The 18,755-nt window shown below is 72.8% G+C and carries 12 protein-coding genes, 1 tRNA gene and 2 pseudogenes; 10 read left to right on the top strand and 5 right to left on the bottom strand.

Annotation, left to right across the window (positions count from 1 at the left end; translation table 11 throughout):
- The first annotated feature begins 101 nt into the window (after nt 1-101).
- The 6 genes and pseudogenes from topA to BM536_RS33525 all read left to right on the top strand — a co-directional run.
- Nucleotides 102-2,942 (top strand): type I DNA topoisomerase, encoded by a 2,841-nt coding sequence (topA, locus tag BM536_RS33550; protein WP_073495237.1) that lies wholly within the window; start codon nt 102-104, stop codon nt 2,940-2,942.
- 124 nt (nt 2,943-3,066) lie between these two features.
- A complete protein-coding gene (gene tmk / locus BM536_RS33545; RefSeq protein ID WP_094103850.1) occupies nt 3,067-6,282 on the top strand; it encodes a dTMP kinase in 3,216 nt (1,071 codons plus the stop codon).
- Between the two features lie 129 nt (nt 6,283-6,411).
- The gene (locus BM536_RS33540; protein WP_073495234.1) at nt 6,412-7,617 is read left to right on the top strand and encodes a DNA polymerase III subunit delta'; all 1,206 of its coding nucleotides are present in this window, start codon (nt 6,412-6,414) and stop codon (nt 7,615-7,617) included.
- Nucleotides 7,618-7,729: 112 nt separating this feature from the next.
- Nucleotides 7,730-9,301: an alpha/beta hydrolase gene (locus BM536_RS33535; protein ID WP_073495231.1), complete on the top strand. Its 1,572-nt coding sequence runs from the start codon at nt 7,730-7,732 to the stop codon at nt 9,299-9,301.
- A gap of 117 nt (nt 9,302-9,418) precedes the next feature.
- Nucleotides 9,419-9,492 (top strand) — tRNA-Thr (locus BM536_RS33530).
- A 163-nt stretch (nt 9,493-9,655) separates the two neighbouring features.
- Nucleotides 9,656-10,228: pseudogene (locus BM536_RS33525) on the top strand (transposase family protein); the annotation flags it as partial.
- 162 nt (nt 10,229-10,390) lie between these two features.
- Here BM536_RS33525 and BM536_RS33520 read toward each other — a convergent pair.
- A complete protein-coding gene (locus BM536_RS33520; RefSeq protein WP_107439648.1) occupies nt 10,391-10,726 on the bottom strand; it encodes a beta/gamma crystallin domain-containing protein in 336 nt (111 codons plus the stop codon).
- A gap of 472 nt (nt 10,727-11,198) precedes the next feature.
- Here BM536_RS33520 and BM536_RS39910 point away from each other — a divergent pair.
- Nucleotides 11,199-11,285: pseudogene (locus tag BM536_RS39910) on the top strand (IS5/IS1182 family transposase); the annotation flags it as partial.
- Nucleotides 11,286-11,578: 293 nt separating this feature from the next.
- Here the strand turns inward: BM536_RS39910 and BM536_RS33510 are convergent.
- Both BM536_RS33510 and BM536_RS33505 read right to left on the bottom strand, forming a co-directional pair.
- Nucleotides 11,579-12,154, bottom strand: coding sequence for a TerD family protein (locus BM536_RS33510; RefSeq protein WP_073495260.1), 576 nt, complete (start codon nt 12,152-12,154; stop codon nt 11,579-11,581).
- Between the two features lie 107 nt (nt 12,155-12,261).
- On the bottom strand, nt 12,262-12,717 hold the full coding sequence (locus tag BM536_RS33505; RefSeq protein WP_073495228.1) for a DUF5707 domain-containing protein: 456 nt from the start codon (nt 12,715-12,717) through the stop codon (nt 12,262-12,264).
- Nucleotides 12,718-12,985: 268 nt separating this feature from the next.
- Between BM536_RS33505 and BM536_RS33500 the strand changes: the two genes are divergently transcribed.
- The 3 genes from BM536_RS33500 (at nt 12,986) to BM536_RS33490 (ending at nt 16,597) form a co-directional block, all read left to right on the top strand.
- Entirely contained in the window at nt 12,986-15,436 is a 2,451-nt protein-coding gene (locus BM536_RS33500) for a sensor histidine kinase (RefSeq protein ID WP_094103848.1), read from the top strand.
- The gene (locus BM536_RS33495; RefSeq protein ID WP_073495225.1) at nt 15,433-16,116 is read left to right on the top strand and encodes a response regulator; all 684 of its coding nucleotides are present in this window, start codon (nt 15,433-15,435) and stop codon (nt 16,114-16,116) included. Before BM536_RS33500 ends, BM536_RS33495 begins: the two co-directional genes overlap by 4 nt.
- A gap of 190 nt (nt 16,117-16,306) precedes the next feature.
- A complete protein-coding gene (locus tag BM536_RS33490; protein ID WP_079275072.1) occupies nt 16,307-16,597 on the top strand; it encodes an SCO4225 family membrane protein in 291 nt (96 codons plus the stop codon).
- An 83-nt stretch (nt 16,598-16,680) separates the two neighbouring features.
- Here BM536_RS33490 and BM536_RS33485 read toward each other — a convergent pair whose 3' ends face one another.
- Both BM536_RS33485 and BM536_RS33480 read right to left on the bottom strand, forming a co-directional pair.
- On the bottom strand, nt 16,681-17,364 hold the full coding sequence (locus tag BM536_RS33485) for a response regulator (RefSeq protein ID WP_073495219.1): 684 nt from the start codon (nt 17,362-17,364) through the stop codon (nt 16,681-16,683).
- Nucleotides 17,361-18,755, bottom strand: a 1,395-nt coding sequence (locus tag BM536_RS33480) for a sensor histidine kinase (protein ID WP_342748857.1), incomplete at its 5' end; no start/stop codon positions are given. The genes BM536_RS33485 and BM536_RS33480, both read right to left, overlap by 4 nt.

Raw genomic sequence — 18,755 nt, 5'->3', positions numbered from 1 at the left:
GGGGGCGGGATGTACCGTCACACTCCGCAGCGTCACCATGACCCGACCCCGGCAGAGAAGGCCTGGGGAGGCCCCAGCGTCGACCGGAGAGAAGAGCGAAGTTGTCCCCGACCAGCGAGACCGCGAAGGGCGGCCGCCGACTCGTCATCGTCGAGTCGCCTGCCAAGGCGAAGACGATCAAGGGCTATCTCGGCCCCGGATACGTTGTCGAGGCGAGCGTCGGGCACATCCGCGACCTCCCCAACGGCGCCGCGGAGGTGCCCGAGAAGTACACCGGCGAGGTCCGCCGCCTCGGCGTGGACGTCGAACACGACTTCCAGCCCATCTACGTCGTCAACGCCGACAAGAGGGCCCAGGTCAAGAAGCTCAAGGACCTGCTGAAGGACTCCGACGAGCTCTACCTCGCCACCGATGAGGACCGCGAGGGCGAGGCGATCGCCTGGCACCTCCAGGAGGTGCTGAAGCCCAAGGTCCCGGTCAAGCGGATGGTCTTCCACGAGATCACCAAGGCCGCGATCCAGGCCGCCGTCGCCAACCCGCGCGAGCTGAACCAGAAGCTGGTCGACGCCCAGGAGACCCGCCGCATCCTCGACCGCCTCTACGGCTACGAGGTCTCGCCGGTCCTGTGGAAGAAGGTCATGCCGCGCCTGTCGGCCGGCCGCGTCCAGTCGGTCGCCACCCGACTCGTCGTGGAGCGGGAACGCGAGCGCATCGCTTTCCGTTCTGCTGAGTACTGGGACCTGACGGGCACCTTCGCGACCGGCCGCGCGGGGGACGCGTCGGACCCGTCTTCGCTGGTCGCCCGCCTCCAGACCGTCGACGGCAGGCGGGTCGCGCAGGGCCGCGACTTCGACTCCCTGGGACAGATCAAGAGCGCGAACACCCTCCACCTCGACGAGGCCAACGCCCGCGCGCTGGCCGCCGCCCTGGACAGCACCCGGTTCTCGGTGCGGTCCGTCGAGTCGAAGCCGTACCGCCGCTCGCCGTACGCCCCGTTCCGTACGACGACGCTCCAGCAGGAGGCCTCGCGCAAGCTCGGCTTCGGTGCGAAGGCGACCATGCAGGTGGCTCAGAAGCTGTACGAGAACGGCTTCATCACCTATATGCGTACGGACTCCACGACCCTGTCGGAGACGGCGATCACCGCCGCCCGCGCCCAGGTCACCCAGCTGTACGGCGCCGACTACCTGCCGGCACAGCCGCGCACGTACGCCGGGAAGGTCAAGAACGCGCAGGAGGCGCACGAGGCGATCCGCCCCTCGGGTGATCGTTTCCGCACCCCCGCCGAGACCGGCCTCACCGGCGACCAGTTCAGGCTCTACGAGCTGATCTGGAAGCGGACCGTCGCCTCCCAGATGAAGGACGCGACCGGCAACAGCGTCACGGTGAAGATCGGTGGCACCGCCGCCGACGGCCGGGACGTCGAGTTCAGCGCCTCCGGCAAGACGATCACCTTCCACGGCTTCCTGAAGGCCTACGTCGAAGGCGCCGACGACCCGAACGCCGAGCTGGACGACCGCGAGCGCCGCCTCCCCCAGGTCACCGAGGGCGACGCCCTCAGCGCCGAGGAGATCACGGTCGACGGGCACGCCACCAAGCCGCCGGCCCGCTACACCGAGGCCTCGCTGGTCAAGGAGCTGGAAGAGCGCGAGATCGGCCGCCCGTCGACGTACGCGTCGATCATCGGCACGATCCTCGACCGCGGTTACGTCTTCAAGAAGGGCACGGCGCTCGTCCCGTCGTTCCTCTCCTTCGCCGTGGTCAACCTCCTGGAGAAGCACTTCGGGCGGCTCGTCGACTACGACTTCACCGCCAGGATGGAGGACGACCTCGACCGCATCGCCCGCGGTGAGGCGAAGGCCGTGCCGTGGCTGAAGCGGTTCTACTTCGGCGAGGGCGCGGCGGGCCCGGCCATCGGCGGAGCTGCCGAGGCGGGCAACGGCGACGGGGACCACCTCGGTGGCCTCAAGGAGCTGGTGACCGACCTGGGCGCGATCGACGCGCGCGAGGTGTCGTCGTTCCCGGTGGGCAACGACATCATGCTGCGCGTCGGCCGCTACGGCCCGTACGTCGAACGCGGCGAGAAGGACGCGGAGAACCACCAGCGCGCGGACGTGCCGGAGGACCTGGCACCCGACGAACTGTCGGTCGAGTACGCGGAGGAGCTGCTCGCCAAGCCGAGCGGAGACTTCGAGCTGGGCGCCGACCCGTCGACGGGCCACCAGATCATCGCCCGCGACGGCCGGTACGGCCCGTATGTCACCGAGGTGCTCCCCGAGGGCACCCCGAAGACCGGCAAGAACGCGGTCAAGCCGCGTACGGCCTCGCTGTTCAAGGCGATGTCGCTGGACACGGTCACGCTCGAGGACGCGCTCAAGCTGATGTCGCTGCCGCGCGTCGTCGGCAAGGACGCCGAGGGCGTGGAGATCACCGCGCAGAACGGCCGCTACGGCCCGTACCTGAAGAAGGGCACGGACTCGCGGTCGCTCCAGACCGAGGACCAGCTCTTCACGATCACGCTCGAAGAGGCGCTGGAGATCTACTCCCAGCCCAAGCAGCGCGGCCGGGCCGCGGCCAAGCCGCCGCTGAAGGAACTGGGCGAGGACCCGGTCAGCCAGAAGCCGGTCGTCGTCAAGGACGGCCGCTTCGGGCCGTACGTCACCGACGGGGAGACGAACGCGACGCTGCGCTCCGACGACAGCGTCGAGGAGATCACCCCGGAGCGCGGCTACGAACTGCTCGCCGAGAAGCGCGCGAAGTCGCCCGCCAAGAAGACGGCCAAGAAGGCGCCCGCGAAGAAGGCGACGGCGAAGAAGGCCGCGCCGGCCAAGAAGGCGGCCGCCAAGAAGACCGCCGCGAAGACGACCACGGCCGCGAAGAAGACCGCCACCAAGACCGCGACGAAGAAGGCGACGGCTGCGAAGGCGGCTTCCGAGGACTGAGCGGCGCCGCGGTTCCCCGGCATCGGATCATGAAACGCGCGCCCCGGCATCACTTTGGTGTCGGAGCGCGCGTACGTATGGACGGGCCCTCCGGGCTGTCAGTCGCTGCCGATAGGCTGAAAGCATGACGCGAGCCGAGCAGCCAACGGCCCACCACCCGGCCCCGGACGACGCCCTGGTGGCGGACTCCCGCGAGCGCGCAGTGCGCGCCTTGTTGCGTGAGCCGCAGCTGAGGCGGCTGTGGAGCGCACAGTTGGTGAGCGGCGTCGGCGACGCCCTCGCCCTCCTCGTGCTGGTCCTCCTCGCCCTCCAGGCGGCCATCGCCGAGGGCGCCTTCGGAGGCGGCTACCGGGGCGTGGCGTTCGCGGTCGCGATCGTCTTCGCGGTCCGGGTGCTCGCCACCGTGCTCTTCGGCGCCGTACTCCTCGGCCCGTTGACCTCCCTCACCTCGCCGGACGGCCCGCTGGACCGCCGCTGGACCATGGTCGGCGCGGACGGTGTGCGGGCCGCCCTGCTGCTCGCGGCGCCGCTGTGGATCGACTGGACGCCCGACGACGCCCTGGCGCTGCTGCTGGTCACCGTCTTCGTGACCGGCGTCGCCGAGCGGTTCTGGACGGTCGCCCGCGAGAGCGCCGCCCCCGCGCTGCTGCCCGCTCCGCCCCTGGAGGGCGCGACGGTACGGCCGCTGCCCGATCACCTCGACGCCCTGCGCCGCCTGTCCCTGCGCACGAGCTTCCTCGCGATCCCGCTGGCGGCCGCCACCCTGGTCACCGCGGCCCTGGTCAACAACCTTCTGGGCGCCGGCATCGACTGGTTCGACCGGCACCAGGCGGCCCTCGCCTCGTACGTGGCGGGCGGGCTGTTCGCCGGCTCCCTGTCCGTCGTGGTCTTCCTGGAGCTGCCCGGCACCCGCACCCCCCGCGCGCGTTCCCCGCTCGAGGGGCTGCGCCGCCCGCGGACGGCCACCGGTGTCGAGGCGGGCCGCACGGGTGCCATCCCGGTGCTGGTCCTCGCCTGCGCGGCCGTGGCCGGGGCGATCGCCGCCGCCGTCGCCGTCGCCGTACTGCACGCCAAGGACCTGGGCGGCGGCCCGGTGACGTACGGCCTGCTGGTGCTCGCGCTGACCGGCGGAGTCGCCGTCGGCGTCCGTACGGCACCGAAGGTGCTGGTCACGCTGTCGCGGCGGCGGCTCCTCGCGCTGGCGATCGCCTTCACCGGCGTGGCCCTGCTCGCGGCCGGGCTGGTCCCGGACGTCACCACCGTGCTGCTGATCACGGCCCTTGCAGGCATCGGTGCGGGCGTCGCCGCCAACACCGGGCACGCGCTGCTCGACCAGGAGACCGAGGACCAGCGCCGCACGCGCGTGACGGAACATCTGCACGCGGTCGTACGGGTCCTGGTGGCGCTCGGCGCCCTGATCGCCCCGCTGGTGGCGGCACTCATCGGGCCGCACCGGCTGGAGAACGGCAAGTTCGTCTTCGCCCACGGCGGAGCCGCGTTCACGCTGATGCTGGTCGGCGCGCTGCTGCTGCCGGTGGCCGCACTCGTGCTCGCCAAGGTCGACGACCGCTCCGGCGTCCCCCTGCGCAACGACCTGCGGGACGCGCTGCTCGGCGGCGACGACCCGGAGCAGGCGCCGTTGCAGAGCGGCTTCTTCATCGCCCTGGAGGGCGGGGACGGCGCCGGGAAGTCCACCCAGGCCGAGGCGCTCGCCGAGTGGATCAGGGCCAAGGGGCACGAGGTCGTCCTCACGCGCGAGCCGGGGGCCACGCCCGTCGGCAAGCGGCTGCGGTCGATCCTGCTCGACGTCTCCAGCGCCGGTCTGTCGCACCGCGCGGAGGCACTGCTGTACGCCGCTGACCGCGCGGAGCACGTCGACACCGTGGTGCGACCCGCCCTGGAGCGCGGCGCGGTGGTCATCACCGACCGGTACATCGACTCGTCCGTGGCCTACCAGGGCGCGGGCCGTGACCTCTCCCCGACGGAGATCGCGAGGATCTCGCGCTGGGCGACGAACGGGCTCGTGCCGCATCTGACGATCCTGCTGGACGTCTCCCCCGAGACCGCCCGCGAGCGCTTCACGGAGGCGCCGGACCGCCTGGAGTCGGAGCCGGCCGAGTTCCACACGCGCGTGCGCTCCGGTTTCCTCACGCTGGCCGCCGCGGACCCCGGCCGCTACCTCGTCGTCGACGCCGGCCAGGAGCCGGAGGCCGTGACCACGGTTGTCCGGCACCGGCTCGACCGGATGCTGCCGCTCTCCGAAGCCGAGATCGAGGCCCAGGAAGAGGCGCGGAGGAAGGCCGAGGAGGAGGCCCGCCGCAAGGCCGAGGAAGAGGCCGCCCGCAAGGCCGAGGAGGAGCGTCTGGAGCGGGAGCGCCAGGAGCAGCTCGCCAAGCTGCGCGCCGAGGAGGAGGAGCGCAAGCGCCGCGAGCTGGAGGAGGCGCAGCGCCGCGAGGCCGAGCGGCAGGCGGAGGAGGCCCGGCAGCGCGCCGAGGAGGCACGCAGGCGTGCCGAGGAGGAGCGGGTGCGGCTCCTCGCCGAGGAGAAGGCCCGCGCCGAGGAGGAGGCCCGCCGCAAGGCGGAGGAGGAGCAGCGCCGTCGGCAGGCCGAGGAAGAGGCCCGGCTGCGCGCCGAGGCCGAGGCGCGGCGCCTGGAGAAGCAGCGCAAGGCCGAGGAGGCGCTGCTGCGGGCCGAGGAGGCGCGTCGCGCAGCTGAGCAGGCGGCCGCCGCGGCCCAGGACCGGCTGCGGCCCACACCGCCCGCGGCGCCCCCGGTCGCCCCGGAGGCCACGACCGTGCCCACTCCGGTGGTGACGCCGACGAACGCGTCGGGCGGGCCGATCGAGGACACGGCCGTGCTGCCTCCGGTGCGGATGGGCAAGGAACCGGTGGAGGACGCGGCGGACGCCGCGGCGCCGACCGCCGGGAAGTCCGCGGCGCGGGGATCGGACAACGAGGTGACGGCCGAGCTGCCGCAGCCGCCGGCGCCTGCCGGGGCCGCGGACGAGACGGCCGTACTGCCGCCGGTGCGCGGGGCGAGTCCCGAGGTGGAGACGGCCGTACTGCCGTCCGTGTCCGGGAAGCACCCGGACGACCGGGTGCCGCCGGGGTACTTCCGCGACGAGCGCGCGGCGGAGCCGGACGGGACCGGGGACCGTACGCGGGAACTGCCCCAGGTCGACGAGTCGGGCGCCCCCCGTCAGCGGCCGCGCTCCGACTGGGCCGAGGAGACCCCGCTGGACGACCTGCCGTCGCTGGCGGACGAGCTTCTGGGCCCGCACAGCGACGACGACCGTGACGAAGGCCGTGACGAAGGCCGCGGGCGGGGCCGGCGGCGCTGACGCCCCGTGGCCGCCGGGCCGGGTTGTCAGTGGCTGCCCGCACAATGGAACCGGCAAGGCGCAGGGTGATCCGCACCGCGGACCGATCGGCGGTGCGGATGTGAACGTGACGGAAGGGCGGTGTGACCCATGACCGTGTGGGACGACCTCGTCGGACAGGAGAAAGTGAGCGATCAGCTCGCCGCCGCCGCCCGGGACGCCGACGCGCTCGTCACCGCGACCACGGCCGGGACCGCGCCGCCCGAGGCGTCGAGCATGACGCACGCCTGGCTGTTCACCGGGCCGCCCGGCGCGGGCCGGATCCAGACGGCCAGGGCCTTCGCCGCCGCGCTCCAGTGCGTGAGCCCGGACCGGGCGCTCGGCGGGATCCCCGGCTGCGGCTTCTGCGACGGCTGCCACACGGCCCTCGTCGGCACGCACGCCGACGTCTCGACGGTCGCCGCCGTGGGCGCGGAGATCCTCGTCAAGGACATGCGGGACACGGTCCGCAAGTCGTACACCTCTCCGGCGACCGGACGCTGGCAGATCATCCTCGTCGAGGACGCCGAGCGGCTGAACGAGAAGTCGGCCAACGCCGTCCTCAAGGCCGTCGAGGAGCCGGCCCCGCGCACGGTCTGGCTCCTGTGCGCGCCCTCCATCGAGGACGTCCTGCCGACGATCCGCTCCCGCTGCCGGCACCTGAACCTGCGCACACCCTCCGTGGACGCGGTCGCCGACATGCTCGTACGGCGTGAGGGCGTCGAGCCGGCCGTCGCCGCGTCCGCCGCCCGCGCCACCCAGGGGCACGTCGACCGGGCCCGCCGCCTCGCCACCGACCCGGCGGCCCGTGAGCGTCGCGCCGCCGTGCTGAAGCTGCCGCTGCGCGTCGAGGACGTCGGCGGCTGCCTCAGGGCGGCGCAGGAACTCGTCGACGCCGCCGCCGAGGACGCCAAGCAGCTCGCCGAGGAGCGGGACACCAAGGAGACCGACGAGCTGAAGGCAGCGATGGGCGCGGTGCAGGGCGGTCGCATGCCGCGCGGCACGGCGGGCGTGATGAAGGACCTGGAGGACATGCAGAAGCGGCGGCGTACGAGGACGCAGCGCGACAGCCTCGACGTCGCGCTCACCGACCTCACCGCCTTCTACCGTGATGTCCTCGCCCTCCAGCTCGGCTCCCGCATCGCCCTCGCCAACGTGGACGCCGAGGACGCCCTGGAGCGGCTGGCCCGCGCCAGCACCCCCGAGTCCACCCTGCGCCGTATCGAGGCGATCGCCGCGTGCGCAGAGGCCCTCGACCGGAACGTGACTCCGCTGCTGGCCGTGGAGGCGATGACGATGGCACTGAGAGCGGGCTGAGGGTCCGTCCGGCGGGCGGCCGGCGGGACCGAGCGGATTGACCGGGTCACTCGTCCGTGGCACTTCGCGTACGCACCGCTTTCAGGCCATTGCGCACGGTTACGCTCGCTGGATGCACTCCAGGCGCTCCCCCCACAGGTTCCGTACCGGCGTCACGCTTCTCTCCTTCGCCGCCCTGCTCGTCTCGGCCTGCTCCTCCGGGAGTGCGACGAGTTCCGCCAGCCCCGCGGTGGCCCGAGCGGCACTGGCCGCGCTGCCGCAGGCCACGCCGTCCGCGCTCGCGCCGTACTACGGGCAGAAGCTGAGCTGGCGCGACTGCGGCGTCCCCGGGTTCCAGTGCGCCACGATGAAGGCGCCGCTCGACTACGCCCGGCCCGGCGTGGGCGACGTGCGGCTCGCCGTCGCCCGCAAGAAGGCGACCGGCCCGGGCAAGCGGATCGGCTCACTGCTGGTGAACCCGGGCGGACCGGGCGGCTCGGCGGTCGGCTACCTCCAGCAGTACGCGGGCATCGGCTACCCGGCGCCGGTCCGCGCCCGCTACGACATGGTGGCCGTGGACCCCCGCGGCGTGGCCCGCAGTGAGCCGGTGGAGTGCCTCGACGGGCGTGAGATGGACGCCTACACGCAGACTGACGTCACGCCCGACGACCGGCGTGAGACCGACGAGCTGGTGGACGCCTACAAGGAGTTCGCGGAGGGCTGCGGCGCACAGTCGCCCAAGCTGCTGCGGCACGTCTCCACCGTCGAGGCGGCCCGCGACATGGACATCCTGCGCGCGGCCCTCGGGGACCGGAAACTGACGTACGTGGGGGCGTCGTACGGGACGTTCCTCGGGGCGACGTACGCGGGGCTGTTCCCGGAACGGGTCGGGCGGCTCGTGCTGGACGGCGCGATGGACCCGTCGTTGCCCTCCCGCCGGATGAACCTGGACCAGACGGCGGGCTTCGAGACGGCGTTCCAGTCGTTCGCGAAGGACTGCGTGCGGCAGCCGGACTGCCCGCTCGGCACGAAGGCGGCGCAGGTCGGCAAGAACCTCAAGGCGTTCTTCGACCGGCTCGACGCCCGCCCCCTGCCCACCGGCGACGCGGACGGCCGCAGGCTCACCGAGTCCCTCGCCACCACCGGCGTGATCGCGGCCATGTACGACGAGAGCGCCTGGGAACAACTGCGCGAGGCGCTGAACTCGGCGATGCGGGAGAACGACGGCGCCGGGCTCCTCGTCCTCTCCGACAGCTACTACGAGCGGGACGCCGAGGGCGGCTACGCCAACCTCATGTTCGCCAACGCGGCCGTGAACTGCATCGACCTGCCGGCCGCGTTCGACGGCCCCGACGAGGTGCGCAGGGCCCTGCCCGACTTCGAGAAGGCGTCCCCCGTCTTCGGCGAGGGTCTTGCCTGGGCCTCCCTGAACTGCGCGTACTGGCCGGTCGCGCCCACCGGCGAACCGCACCGCATCGAGGCGAAGGGCGCGGCCCCGATCGTCGTCGTCGGCACCACCCGCGACCCCGCGACCCCCTACCGCTGGGCCCAGTCCCTGGCGGGCCAGCTCTCCTCGGCCCGCCTCCTGACCTATCGCGGCGACGGCCACACCGCCTACGGCCGGGGCAGCTCCTGCATCGACTCCGCGATCAACACCTACCTCGTCCGCGGCACCCCTCCGACGGACGGTAAGCGCTGCTCATAGGCCTGCGGCGGTCTTGCGACCACCCCGGAGCGGCGGGCTCCGGGGGCGGTTCGGAGCACCCCCGGAAACTGTGTAGACTTACCGTCGTTGCTGACCGCACCATGGTGCGCACAGCGCGCCGCCTTAGCTCAGATGGCCAGAGCAACGCACTCGTAATGCGTAGGTCTCGGGTTCGAATCCCGAAGGCGGCTCTGTGAAAGCCCCAGGACTCACTCGCCGTGACCTGGGGCTTTTGCTTTTTGTCGCATGCGGCGACCGCGCTGAGCGCGGGGCGCGCGGCTGTTCCCGGTCTCAGTTCCGGTCTCGTTGTGGTGCCCGCAACGGACAGGGCTCCCGTGCCGTTGCGTGAGGTGCACCGCCCACGCCCACGCCACCGCCGTGCGGCTCCTCGCCGACCGGGCGCCGGGCCTGCTCAAGACCCTGGGCGAGCACGACCCGGACCACGTGCTCGGACGCACCCTCAGCGAGTGCGACCGCCTGGGCGACGGACGCGCCGACCACTCCCACCAGCACCGGCGCCACGGCGTGCACGTGCAGGTCGTCACCGATCCCGAAGGCCAGCTTCTGTGGATCTCGCCGGCCTTGCCGGGCCGCGCTCACGCTCTGACCGTCGCACGCACCCACCGCATCGACCGAATCTGCGAACGCCAGGAGGTCCCGATCGTCGCCGACCGCGCCTACATCGGCGCCGGCTCCTGGGTCACCATCGCCATCCGCCATCCGCCATCCGCCATCCACCGCCCGCCCAACGGCGGACTGTCACCGACCGAACGGACGCTGAACCGGGCACCCGCCCAGGTCCGCGCTCCTGTCGAACGAGGCGTCGCCCGCCTGAAGTCCTGGCGGATCTTCCGCCGGAGCCGCTGCAGCCCGAACCGCACGACGGACATCGCCGCCGCGGTTCTCACCCTGGAGAGGCAAGGCTGAAAAGGCTCAATGAACCCATCGCAGCGACGTCATGCAGCCGTGTGGACGACTGCAGCTGCGCCCGGCCGCGCCCCCACCTCCGCGACACGGTGGGTTCCGGTGCCGAGTGCCTGCGTCATCGCTGACGAGGACCCGCTGTCACCTCATTTGCGGCGACGGGTGCTACCAGATCCTGATCTTCGTGATCTTGTGGATGGGCTCGATGTTCCCAAAATGCCACTTGTCCACGGTCGTGCTGGTCGCCGGCGCGCCCAGCCTCGGCACGTACTCGAACGTGACCTTGTTGTCTCCGGTCCAGATCCGGTCCACGCCGTAGATCGCCACGCTCTGCACGCCCGCGTTGGCGAAGCAGAGGGAGCCGCCTGCGTTGTGAAGCGACAGGAGACCCAGTCCATTGCAATCGGTGCGGTTGATGGCGGACGCCGACGAAGCAGGCAGCACAACGGCCATGGCTCCGGCCGCCGCGACTACCGCGAGGCGTGTGATGAAGCGCTTCACTGGTGAGTTGTTCCTTCCATGGTGGTGTGGTGCCGCCGAGGGCCACAGCGCACGGCGGCATCGCAGGGACGCACGCACGTCCAATCACCGCAACGTGGGAAAGGGCGCTCCGGTTCACCACTCGAGCGCCCTTCTTCGGTCGCGGTCGCGATCTTCCTCAATGTCTGTTGACCCCTCGACCGGCGGCGCGTCTCCACGCTCCCGGCAGAGCGCCGGAACCGGTCGCGCCCCGCCGGCCGGGCACCGTCTGGCCACTCCACCCCGAGGGCCAGGAGCGTCGCGGAGGTCCAGTTGGGCAAGCCGTTCACCCGCCCGGTTCAGGCAGGCAGGACCGGTCACCGCCCCCAGGAAAGACATCGAACGAAGCATCACGGGCGTCGTCAGGGCGCCACCAGGAGATTGGCCCGGCTGGTGTCAGCGAGCATCGTCCATGCCCCGCAGATCGATCACGAGCCGGCGAACGGGGAACCGCGTTGCCCGCCCGAAGTCCTGGCGGATCTTCCGCCGGAGCCGCTGCAGCCCGAACCGCATGACGGACATCGCCGCCGTGGTCCTCACCGAGAGTGGCGCGAACGCAAGGAACCGGCGTCCACGCACGGTCCTCCGTCCGGGCAACGCCTACCAGGTCGTCACCGCCTACCCGCCTGCTCAAGCTGCCGCAGTTCAGCGAACGGGGGGGTGGTGTTCTCGGTTTCGGAGCTGCAGGGGGTCCGAGTTGGTGGGTCCGCAAGCCGTGGCATGTTCGGCGGACGCTGTCCGCTTCGGCCGAGCCGGCGCACGGCGTCGTCGGCAGGGCCGTCGTCACCGGTCGCCGCGGAGGCGGGGGCCGGTGACCGACCGTCGGGAGACGGGTCAGAGGCTGACGCCGAAGTCCGTGGCGATGCCGGCCAAGCCGGAGGCGTAACCCTGGCCGACGGCGCGGAACTTCCAGTCCGTGCCGTTGCGGTACAGCTCACCGAAGACCATCGCGGTCTCCGTCGAGGCGTCTTCGGAGAGGTCGTAGCGGGCGATCTCGGCGCCGCCCGCCTGGTTGACGACGCGGATGAAGGCGTTGCGCACCTGGCCGAAGCTCTGGCCTCGGTTCTCGGCGTCGTGGATCGAGACCGGGAAGACGATCCTGTCGATCTCGGCGGGCACGGCGGCGAGGTTCACCTTCACGCTTTCGTCGTCGCCCTCGCCCTCGCCGGTCAGGTTGTCGCCGGTGTGCTCGACGGAACCGTCCGGGCTCTTGAGGTTGTTGTAGAAGATGAAGTGCTGGTCGGAGGCGACCTTGCCGGACGCGTCCAGCAGCAGTGCGGAGGCGTCCAGGTCGTAGTCGGTGCCCGTCGTGGTCCGTACGTCCCAGCCGAGTCCGATCAGGACCGCGGTCAGGCCCGGGGCCTCCTTGTTGAGTGAGACGTTGCCGCCTTTGGACAGAGAAACTCCCACGCTGCTCTCCTCCTCGGAAACCGTCTTCGGGTCCATGGGACATGAACCCCAACAAACTCTACGACAGTGTAGAAGTTGCCGGGAGGGTGCCGACGACGCCGGAACGGTCAGCGCGTGACGGTGAACTCCGACGTGCGGGGCGCGAACTCCGTGTCGCCGTCCCTGGCCGTCGCCAGGGTCGAGATGTGCCAGGTGCCTTCCGCCAGTTCGGCTGCCTCCAGCTCGGTGATCTCCAGGGTGTAGGTGCAGCGGGACGCCGTGTCCGAGGTGCTGCGGCAGCTCGCGCCCTCCGCGGACCTCAGCTCCGTCGCGGTCGGGTCGAGTCCCGAACTCGCGGGCCAGGCAAGGACCTTCAGGCCGCGGACGCCGGAGTCGTCGCCCACGTCCGCGGTGAAGGTGAGCGAGCCGGTCAGGCCGGCGGACGGCGCGACGTAGCGTGCTGAGGCGTGCTCGACGGTCAGTTCCTCCGTGGTCTTTGCCGAGGCCAGGGCCAGGCCGCCGGCGGCCACTCCGCCGAGGGCCACGACGCCGACGATCGACGACACCAGAACGCGCTTGGACATGGGAGGTCCCCCTGAAGTGGGTGGTGAAAGGGAAGGAAGGGAAACGATCGGGCGCTCGGACGAGCCGACCGCCGATCCCTTGCTCGATGTGATCGAGCCTAGGCGCGCCCGCTCCCGTGGGCCTCGGGCTGCGGGATGACCGTCGTCTCGAACCGGAGATGGAGAGCGACTCCGAGCCGCCCGCCTCCCTCTGCATCCCAGGTAAGAGAACGAAATCCGCCTCCAGCCGGAGAGAGCCGTTCACCTGCGGCCCTAGCCTGGATTCGTCATGAATCGAACCGACGACCGGCTGCTCCCGGTCCTGCTGATCTGCGTCCAGGCCGTGGTGTGGCCCGGGGCGGAGCTGGTGCGCGGGGACGTACCGCCCGCGTCGGCCCTCCTGGTGGCCGCGCTGGTCGCCGGGCCGGTCACGGCCGCTCTCGCGCTCCGCCGTGCCCGCCCCGTGGTGACTCTGATGCTGGTCGCCGCCGCCTGCGCGCTGGGGGCCGGGCCGTTGCCCGTCGGCGCGATGGCGGTCCTCGGGACCGCGGGGGTCGCGCTGGCCCTGTTCACGGTGGCGACCGAACGCGACACCTTCACCGCCGTACTGTGCGTCGTCGCGCTGGCCCTCTGGCAGCTGCTCCAGAACCTCAGCCTGCACGGGCTCAGCGACCGCGACGGGCTCGATCTCGTCCTGACCGCCCTGCTCTACGCCACCGCGTGCGGCACCGGTCTGCTCGTGCGGCGCACGCGTCGCGCACAGGGGACGGCCGAGCGGGTGCTGCGGCGCGCGGAGGCCGAGCGCCACCGGCTGCCGGCGGTCGAACGGCGCCGTATGGAACGCGAGCTGCACGACGTCAGCGCCCACCATCTGACCGCCGTGGTGGTCACGGCGGGGGCGGCGCTCGGACTGCGCGACCGGCGTCCGGAACTCGCCGAGGGAGCACTGGAGTTCGCGGCCGAGACCGGGCGCGAGGTGACCCGCGCGCTGGGCGCGGTGCGGGCGCCGGCTCCCTCGCGGGAGGAACTGCCCTCTCCGGAGGAGCGGTTGCGCGCCCTCGTCGCCGGGTTCCGTCGGCTGGACCAGCGGGTGGAGTGCGAGATCGATCCGCTGCCGGACGGTGCCGTGGCGGACGCGGCCTACGGCATCGTGCGCGAGGCGCTGACCAACGTCGCGCGGCACGCCCCCGGTGCCGCTACGAGCGTGCGGTGCCGGTACGGCGACACCCGCACCGAGGTCGTGGTCACGAGCGAGGCACCGCCGGCCGGTGCCGCGGCGCACGGCGCCAGTCTCGGCTCGGGGCGCGGCCAGGGCTTCCTGCGGTCCCGGGCGCGGGAGGCCGGCGGCACGCTGACCAGCGGTCCGACGGCGGAGGGCGGTTGGGAGGTGCGGGCGGTCCTGCCGGGGCGGTCCGCCGCGCCGGTGGAGGCGTCCGTGCCGCGGAGCTACCGTCTCGCCCAGGTGACGGCCGCGGTCGGGCTGTGCCTGCAACCACTGCTGCCGGTCCTGGTCGTCCGGTCGCAGACCACGTCGAGCGGGTCGCAGGTGTCGGCGGGTGTGCTGTTCGCGCTGCTGGCCGCGGCCCAGGCCGTCGCCCTGCTGTGGCTGCGGCGGGCGCCGCGCGCCGCCCAGGGCGTGCTGCTCGCTCTGGCCCCGCTGTGGCCGGTGGCGATGGCGCTGGGGGAGTACACCGGTCCCGTCGTCCTGCCGCCCGCGCTGAGCATGCTCGCCACGTGCGTGGCGCTCGCCGCGGACGCGGCCGTGCCCTCCCCCGACCGGCACGCACGGCGTCCGGGGGGCGTCCTCCCGGCCACCGTCGCCGTACACGCCGTCCCCCTGGCCGCCGTCGCCGTGCACGCCGTCGCGATGGGTGCCGCCGTCCTGGACCGCGGCACGGATCTCCCCGTCTGGACGGTCGCCGTGGGCGCGACGGCCGGCGTGGCCCTGGTGGTGGGCGCGGCCCGGTGGGCGGGAGCCGCGCGCGGGCGGCGGGACCGGGCCGCCCGTGGGGTGCGCGAGGAACGCCTCGCCGCCTGGACCGAGGAGGCCGTACGGGAGGCGTGGGCCGAGCGGCGCCGGATCGCGGCCGGTCTGGAGACCACGGTGCTGGCGCGCGCCGCCGACATGGTCGCGGAGGCGGAGGCGGGCCGGCTCGACACGGTCGCCGACCGCGCCCGTGAGGCCCTGGCCGCGATGCGCTCGCTGCTCGACACCGTCCGGGCGGGGGAGTCGGGGCGGACCGGGCCCGACCTGCGGCCGCAGCCCACCCTCCAGGCGCTCGACCTGCTCGCCCAGCAGTGCCGGGCCACCGGCCGCGAGGTGGAGATACGGCTCACCGACCGGGTACCCGAACGGTTGCCGACGGCCGTGGATCTGGCCGCCTATCACGCCGCCGAGACACTGCTCGCCGTCGGCGGAGAGGAGCCCGCGGTGCTCGAACTCGACTCCGACGGCGACACGTTGACCCTCACGGCCACCGGGGTGCCCCGCTCCGGCCGGCCCGTCGTACGGCAACGGCTGGCAGCCCGGGTCGCGGCGCTGGGCGGCACCCTGACCACGGGGGAACCGGGTGCGGTACGCCTCCGGTTGCCGCTTCCGGGTGCGCCGGTTCCCGAGTCCATGGGCGAGTCGACTTCTGAACCCACTCCCGAGTCCACTCCCGAGTCCACTCCTGAGCCCACTCCCGAGCCGACTGCGGAACCCCTTCCCGAGCGCGGCGACGAGGAGAGGGAGCGATGAGCGTCAGGGTGCTGGTCGTCGACGACCAAGGCGTCGTACGGGCCGGGTTCGCCGCCGTCATCGACGGCGAGGAGGACATGACGGTCGTCGGCGAGGCCGGTGACGGCGCCGGGGCGGTGCGGCTCGCCGGCGAACTGGCGCCGGACGTGGTCGTGATGGACGTACGGATGCCGGACCTGGACGGCATCGCCGCCACCCGGATCATCACCGGCCGGGAGAACGCGCCCCGGATACTGGTACTGACCACCTTCGACCTCGACGCGTACGTCTTCGACGCACTGCGCGCCGGCGCCTCCGGCTTCCTGCTGAAGGACGTGCACACCGCCGAACTCCTGCGGGGCATACGGGTGGTGGCGGCCGGGGACAGCGTGCTCGCCCCGTCCGCGACCCGCCGCCTCATCGACCACTACGCGTCCGGGGCGGGCCTCGCATCCCGGTCCGGGAGCGGCCCCCGCGAGCTGGGCAGCCTGACCCGCCGAGAACGGTACGTCCTCCTCCTGGTCGCCTCCGGGCTCGACGACGCGGAGATAGCCGGGCAGCTCGGCATCACCGTCGGCACCGTGAAGACCCACGTCAACGCGTTGCTCCACAAAATCGGGCTGCGCGACCGGGTCCAGGCGACGATCCTCGCCTACGACCTCGGCCTCGCCCGCCCGAACCTGCCCGGCACCCTCATCTGACCGACGGCCGACGGCCCGACGGCCCGACGGACCAACTGACCGACCGGCCACCCGCCCACCGGCGTCCACCCATCGACCGAGGAGTCCACCTGTGCCCGATGCCCACACCCACACCCACACCCACACCCATACCGATGGCGACGCCGGTCCCGATTCCGATTCCGGTCGCGGGAGATCCCTCCTCCGCCGACTGCGCCACGCGCTCGGTGACGTCGTCGCCCTCGTCTACCTGGCGGTCTGTGCCGTCCTGCTCGTGTGGGCGATCGTGGTGGCCGCGGCCGACGACTCGGGCGAGTCCATGGCGGCCGTCATCCCGCTGCTCGCCACCGCCCCGGGCAGCTTCCTGTTCCTCGTACTGCCGGACGGTGGCGCGATGCTGCTCCTCGCCGTCGTGCTCGGCGCGCTGATCAACGCCACGGTCATCGGCTGGTGTTCCCGCGCGCTGCGCCGTGGCGGCGGGCGCGGAACGGCGGCTTCCTGAGGCCGACCGCCGGGAGGCACACGGGGCCGCGACGACGGCGAGGCCTGCCCCTCAGGCACCCACGTCCCCCGAGCGGGGCACGATCAGGCCACGTCCCCGGAGCGAGGCACGATCAGGCCGGTCTCATAGGCGACGACGACCGCCTGCGCGCGGTCCCGGAGGCGGAGCTTGGCGAGGATGCGGGCCACGTGGGTCTTCACGGTCGCCTCGCTGAGACGGAAGCGGGCCGCGAGTTCCGCGTTGCTCAGGCCGCCGCCGAGGGCCTGGAGGACCTCCCGCTCCCGTGGGGTGAGGACCGACAGGTCGCGGTGCAGGGCGGTCGTACCGGAGCCGTGGGTGACGAAGCGTTCGACCAGGCGGCGGGTGATGGCCGGGGAGAGCAGCGCGTCCCCGGCACGGGTCAGGCGGACGGCCGCGACCAGGTGTTCCGGGGTGACGTCCTTGAGGAGGAAGCCGCTGGCGCCCGCGGTGAGGGCGGCGTAGACGTAGCGGTCCAGGTCGAACGTGGTCAGCATGACGACGCGGGGCGCCGGGTCGGGCACCGCGCCGGACAGGATGCGCCGGGTGGCTTCCAGACCGTCCGTGCCGGGCATGCGGATGTCCATCAGCACCAGGTCGGGCCGGGTGCGGTGGACCGCCTCGACGGCCTGATCCCCGTCGGCGGCCTCGGCGACGACGTCGATCCCGTCGGCCGCCAGGATCATGCCGAAGCCGGTGCGGACCAGCGCCTGGTCGTCGGCGATCACGACGCGGAGCGGATCGGTCATGAAGGTTCCCCGGTCGGGAGGACCGCGTCCACGCGGTAGCCCCCGGTGGGGCGGCCGTCCGCGCGGAGGGTGCCGCCGTGCAGGGACACACGTTCGCGCAGGCCGGTCAGACCGCGGCCGGTGCCGGTCCCGGCCGAAGGGGAGGCCGTCCCACCGGTGTCGGTCACCACCACATGCAGGGCGTCGGGAGTGTGCTCCAGGACCACCCGGACCGTCGCACCCGCCGCATGCTTCACCGTGTTGGTCAGCGCCTCCTGCACCACGCGGTACGCGGTGAGGCCGACGCCCGCGGGCAGCGGCACCGGGGTTCCCGTGACGGTCAGTTCGACGAGTACGCCGGTGGCGCGGACCCGCCCGACCAGTGCCGGGACCTGGGACAGGTCGGGCTGCGGGGCCAGGTCGGCGCCGGGCTCCGCGTTCGCGCCGATCCCGGGGTCCTCGTCGGAGGGTGTCAACAGACCCATGACCTGCCGCAGTTCGGACAGCGCCGTGCGCCCGCCCGCCTCGACGGCCAGCAGCGCCTCGCGGGCCCGGTCGGGCGCGGCGTCCATCACCTTGCGCGCCGCGCCCGCCTGGATCACCATCACGCTCACATTGTGGGTGACGATGTCGTGCAACTCCCGTGCGATACGGGCCCGCTCGCTGTCCAGCGCGAGCCGGGTCGCGGCCTCCTGCCGTACCTCCAGGGCGTGCACCCGCTGCTTCCAGACGTGGGTCGCGTTCGCCCCCAGGCCCACGCCGGCCAGCAGCAGGAAGGGAACCACGGCGGGAGTGACGTACGGGAAGTTCTCCTCGGAGAACGCCGCGATCAGACCGGCGCCCATGAGCACACCGGCGAGCGCGCGCAGCCGGTGCGGGCTGTAGACGGCGGCGCTGTACGCGGCGACCACGCAGGACAGGAACGTGTAGACGGTCGTGTCGCCCGCGCCCAGCCGCTGGTTGAGGAGCAGCGTCGTGACGATCACGGCCCCGAAGGCCGTCAGCGGATACCGACGGCGGGCGGCCAGCGGCAGGGCGGTCAGCGCCGCCAGGACGAGTTGCCAGGGTTCGAGATGCCCGACCGGGCCGAGGTCCGGAACCCAGCCCGCGGGCGGCGGAGGCGGTACCGGTACCGGTACCGGCCCCTGGAAGAGAGGCACCTTCCCCGGCGGTACGACCATGCCCGCGTCGCCCTGCCGTACCGCGGTGCCCACCGTGCACGCCGCCAGCACGACGGCGAGGATCACGTCGGCCGTCCACATCCACCGGGACGGTCGCGGCAGCGGCCCCGCGGCCGGCAGCAGCGCCGACGCACCGGACCCGCGCAGCACCGAGGCCGCCGACCCGCGCCACCCCGACGCACCGGACCCGCGCAGCACCGCAGGCCGCCGACCCGCGCCACCCCGGCGCCA

It is taken from the genome of Streptomyces phaeoluteigriseus (genome assembly GCF_001896135.2).
GTDB classification, from domain to species: Bacteria; Actinomycetota; Actinomycetes; order Streptomycetales; family Streptomycetaceae; genus Streptomyces; species Streptomyces phaeoluteigriseus.
The sequence above is the reverse complement of the archived record's forward strand: the minus strand, read 5'-3'. Positions and strand labels throughout refer to the sequence as shown.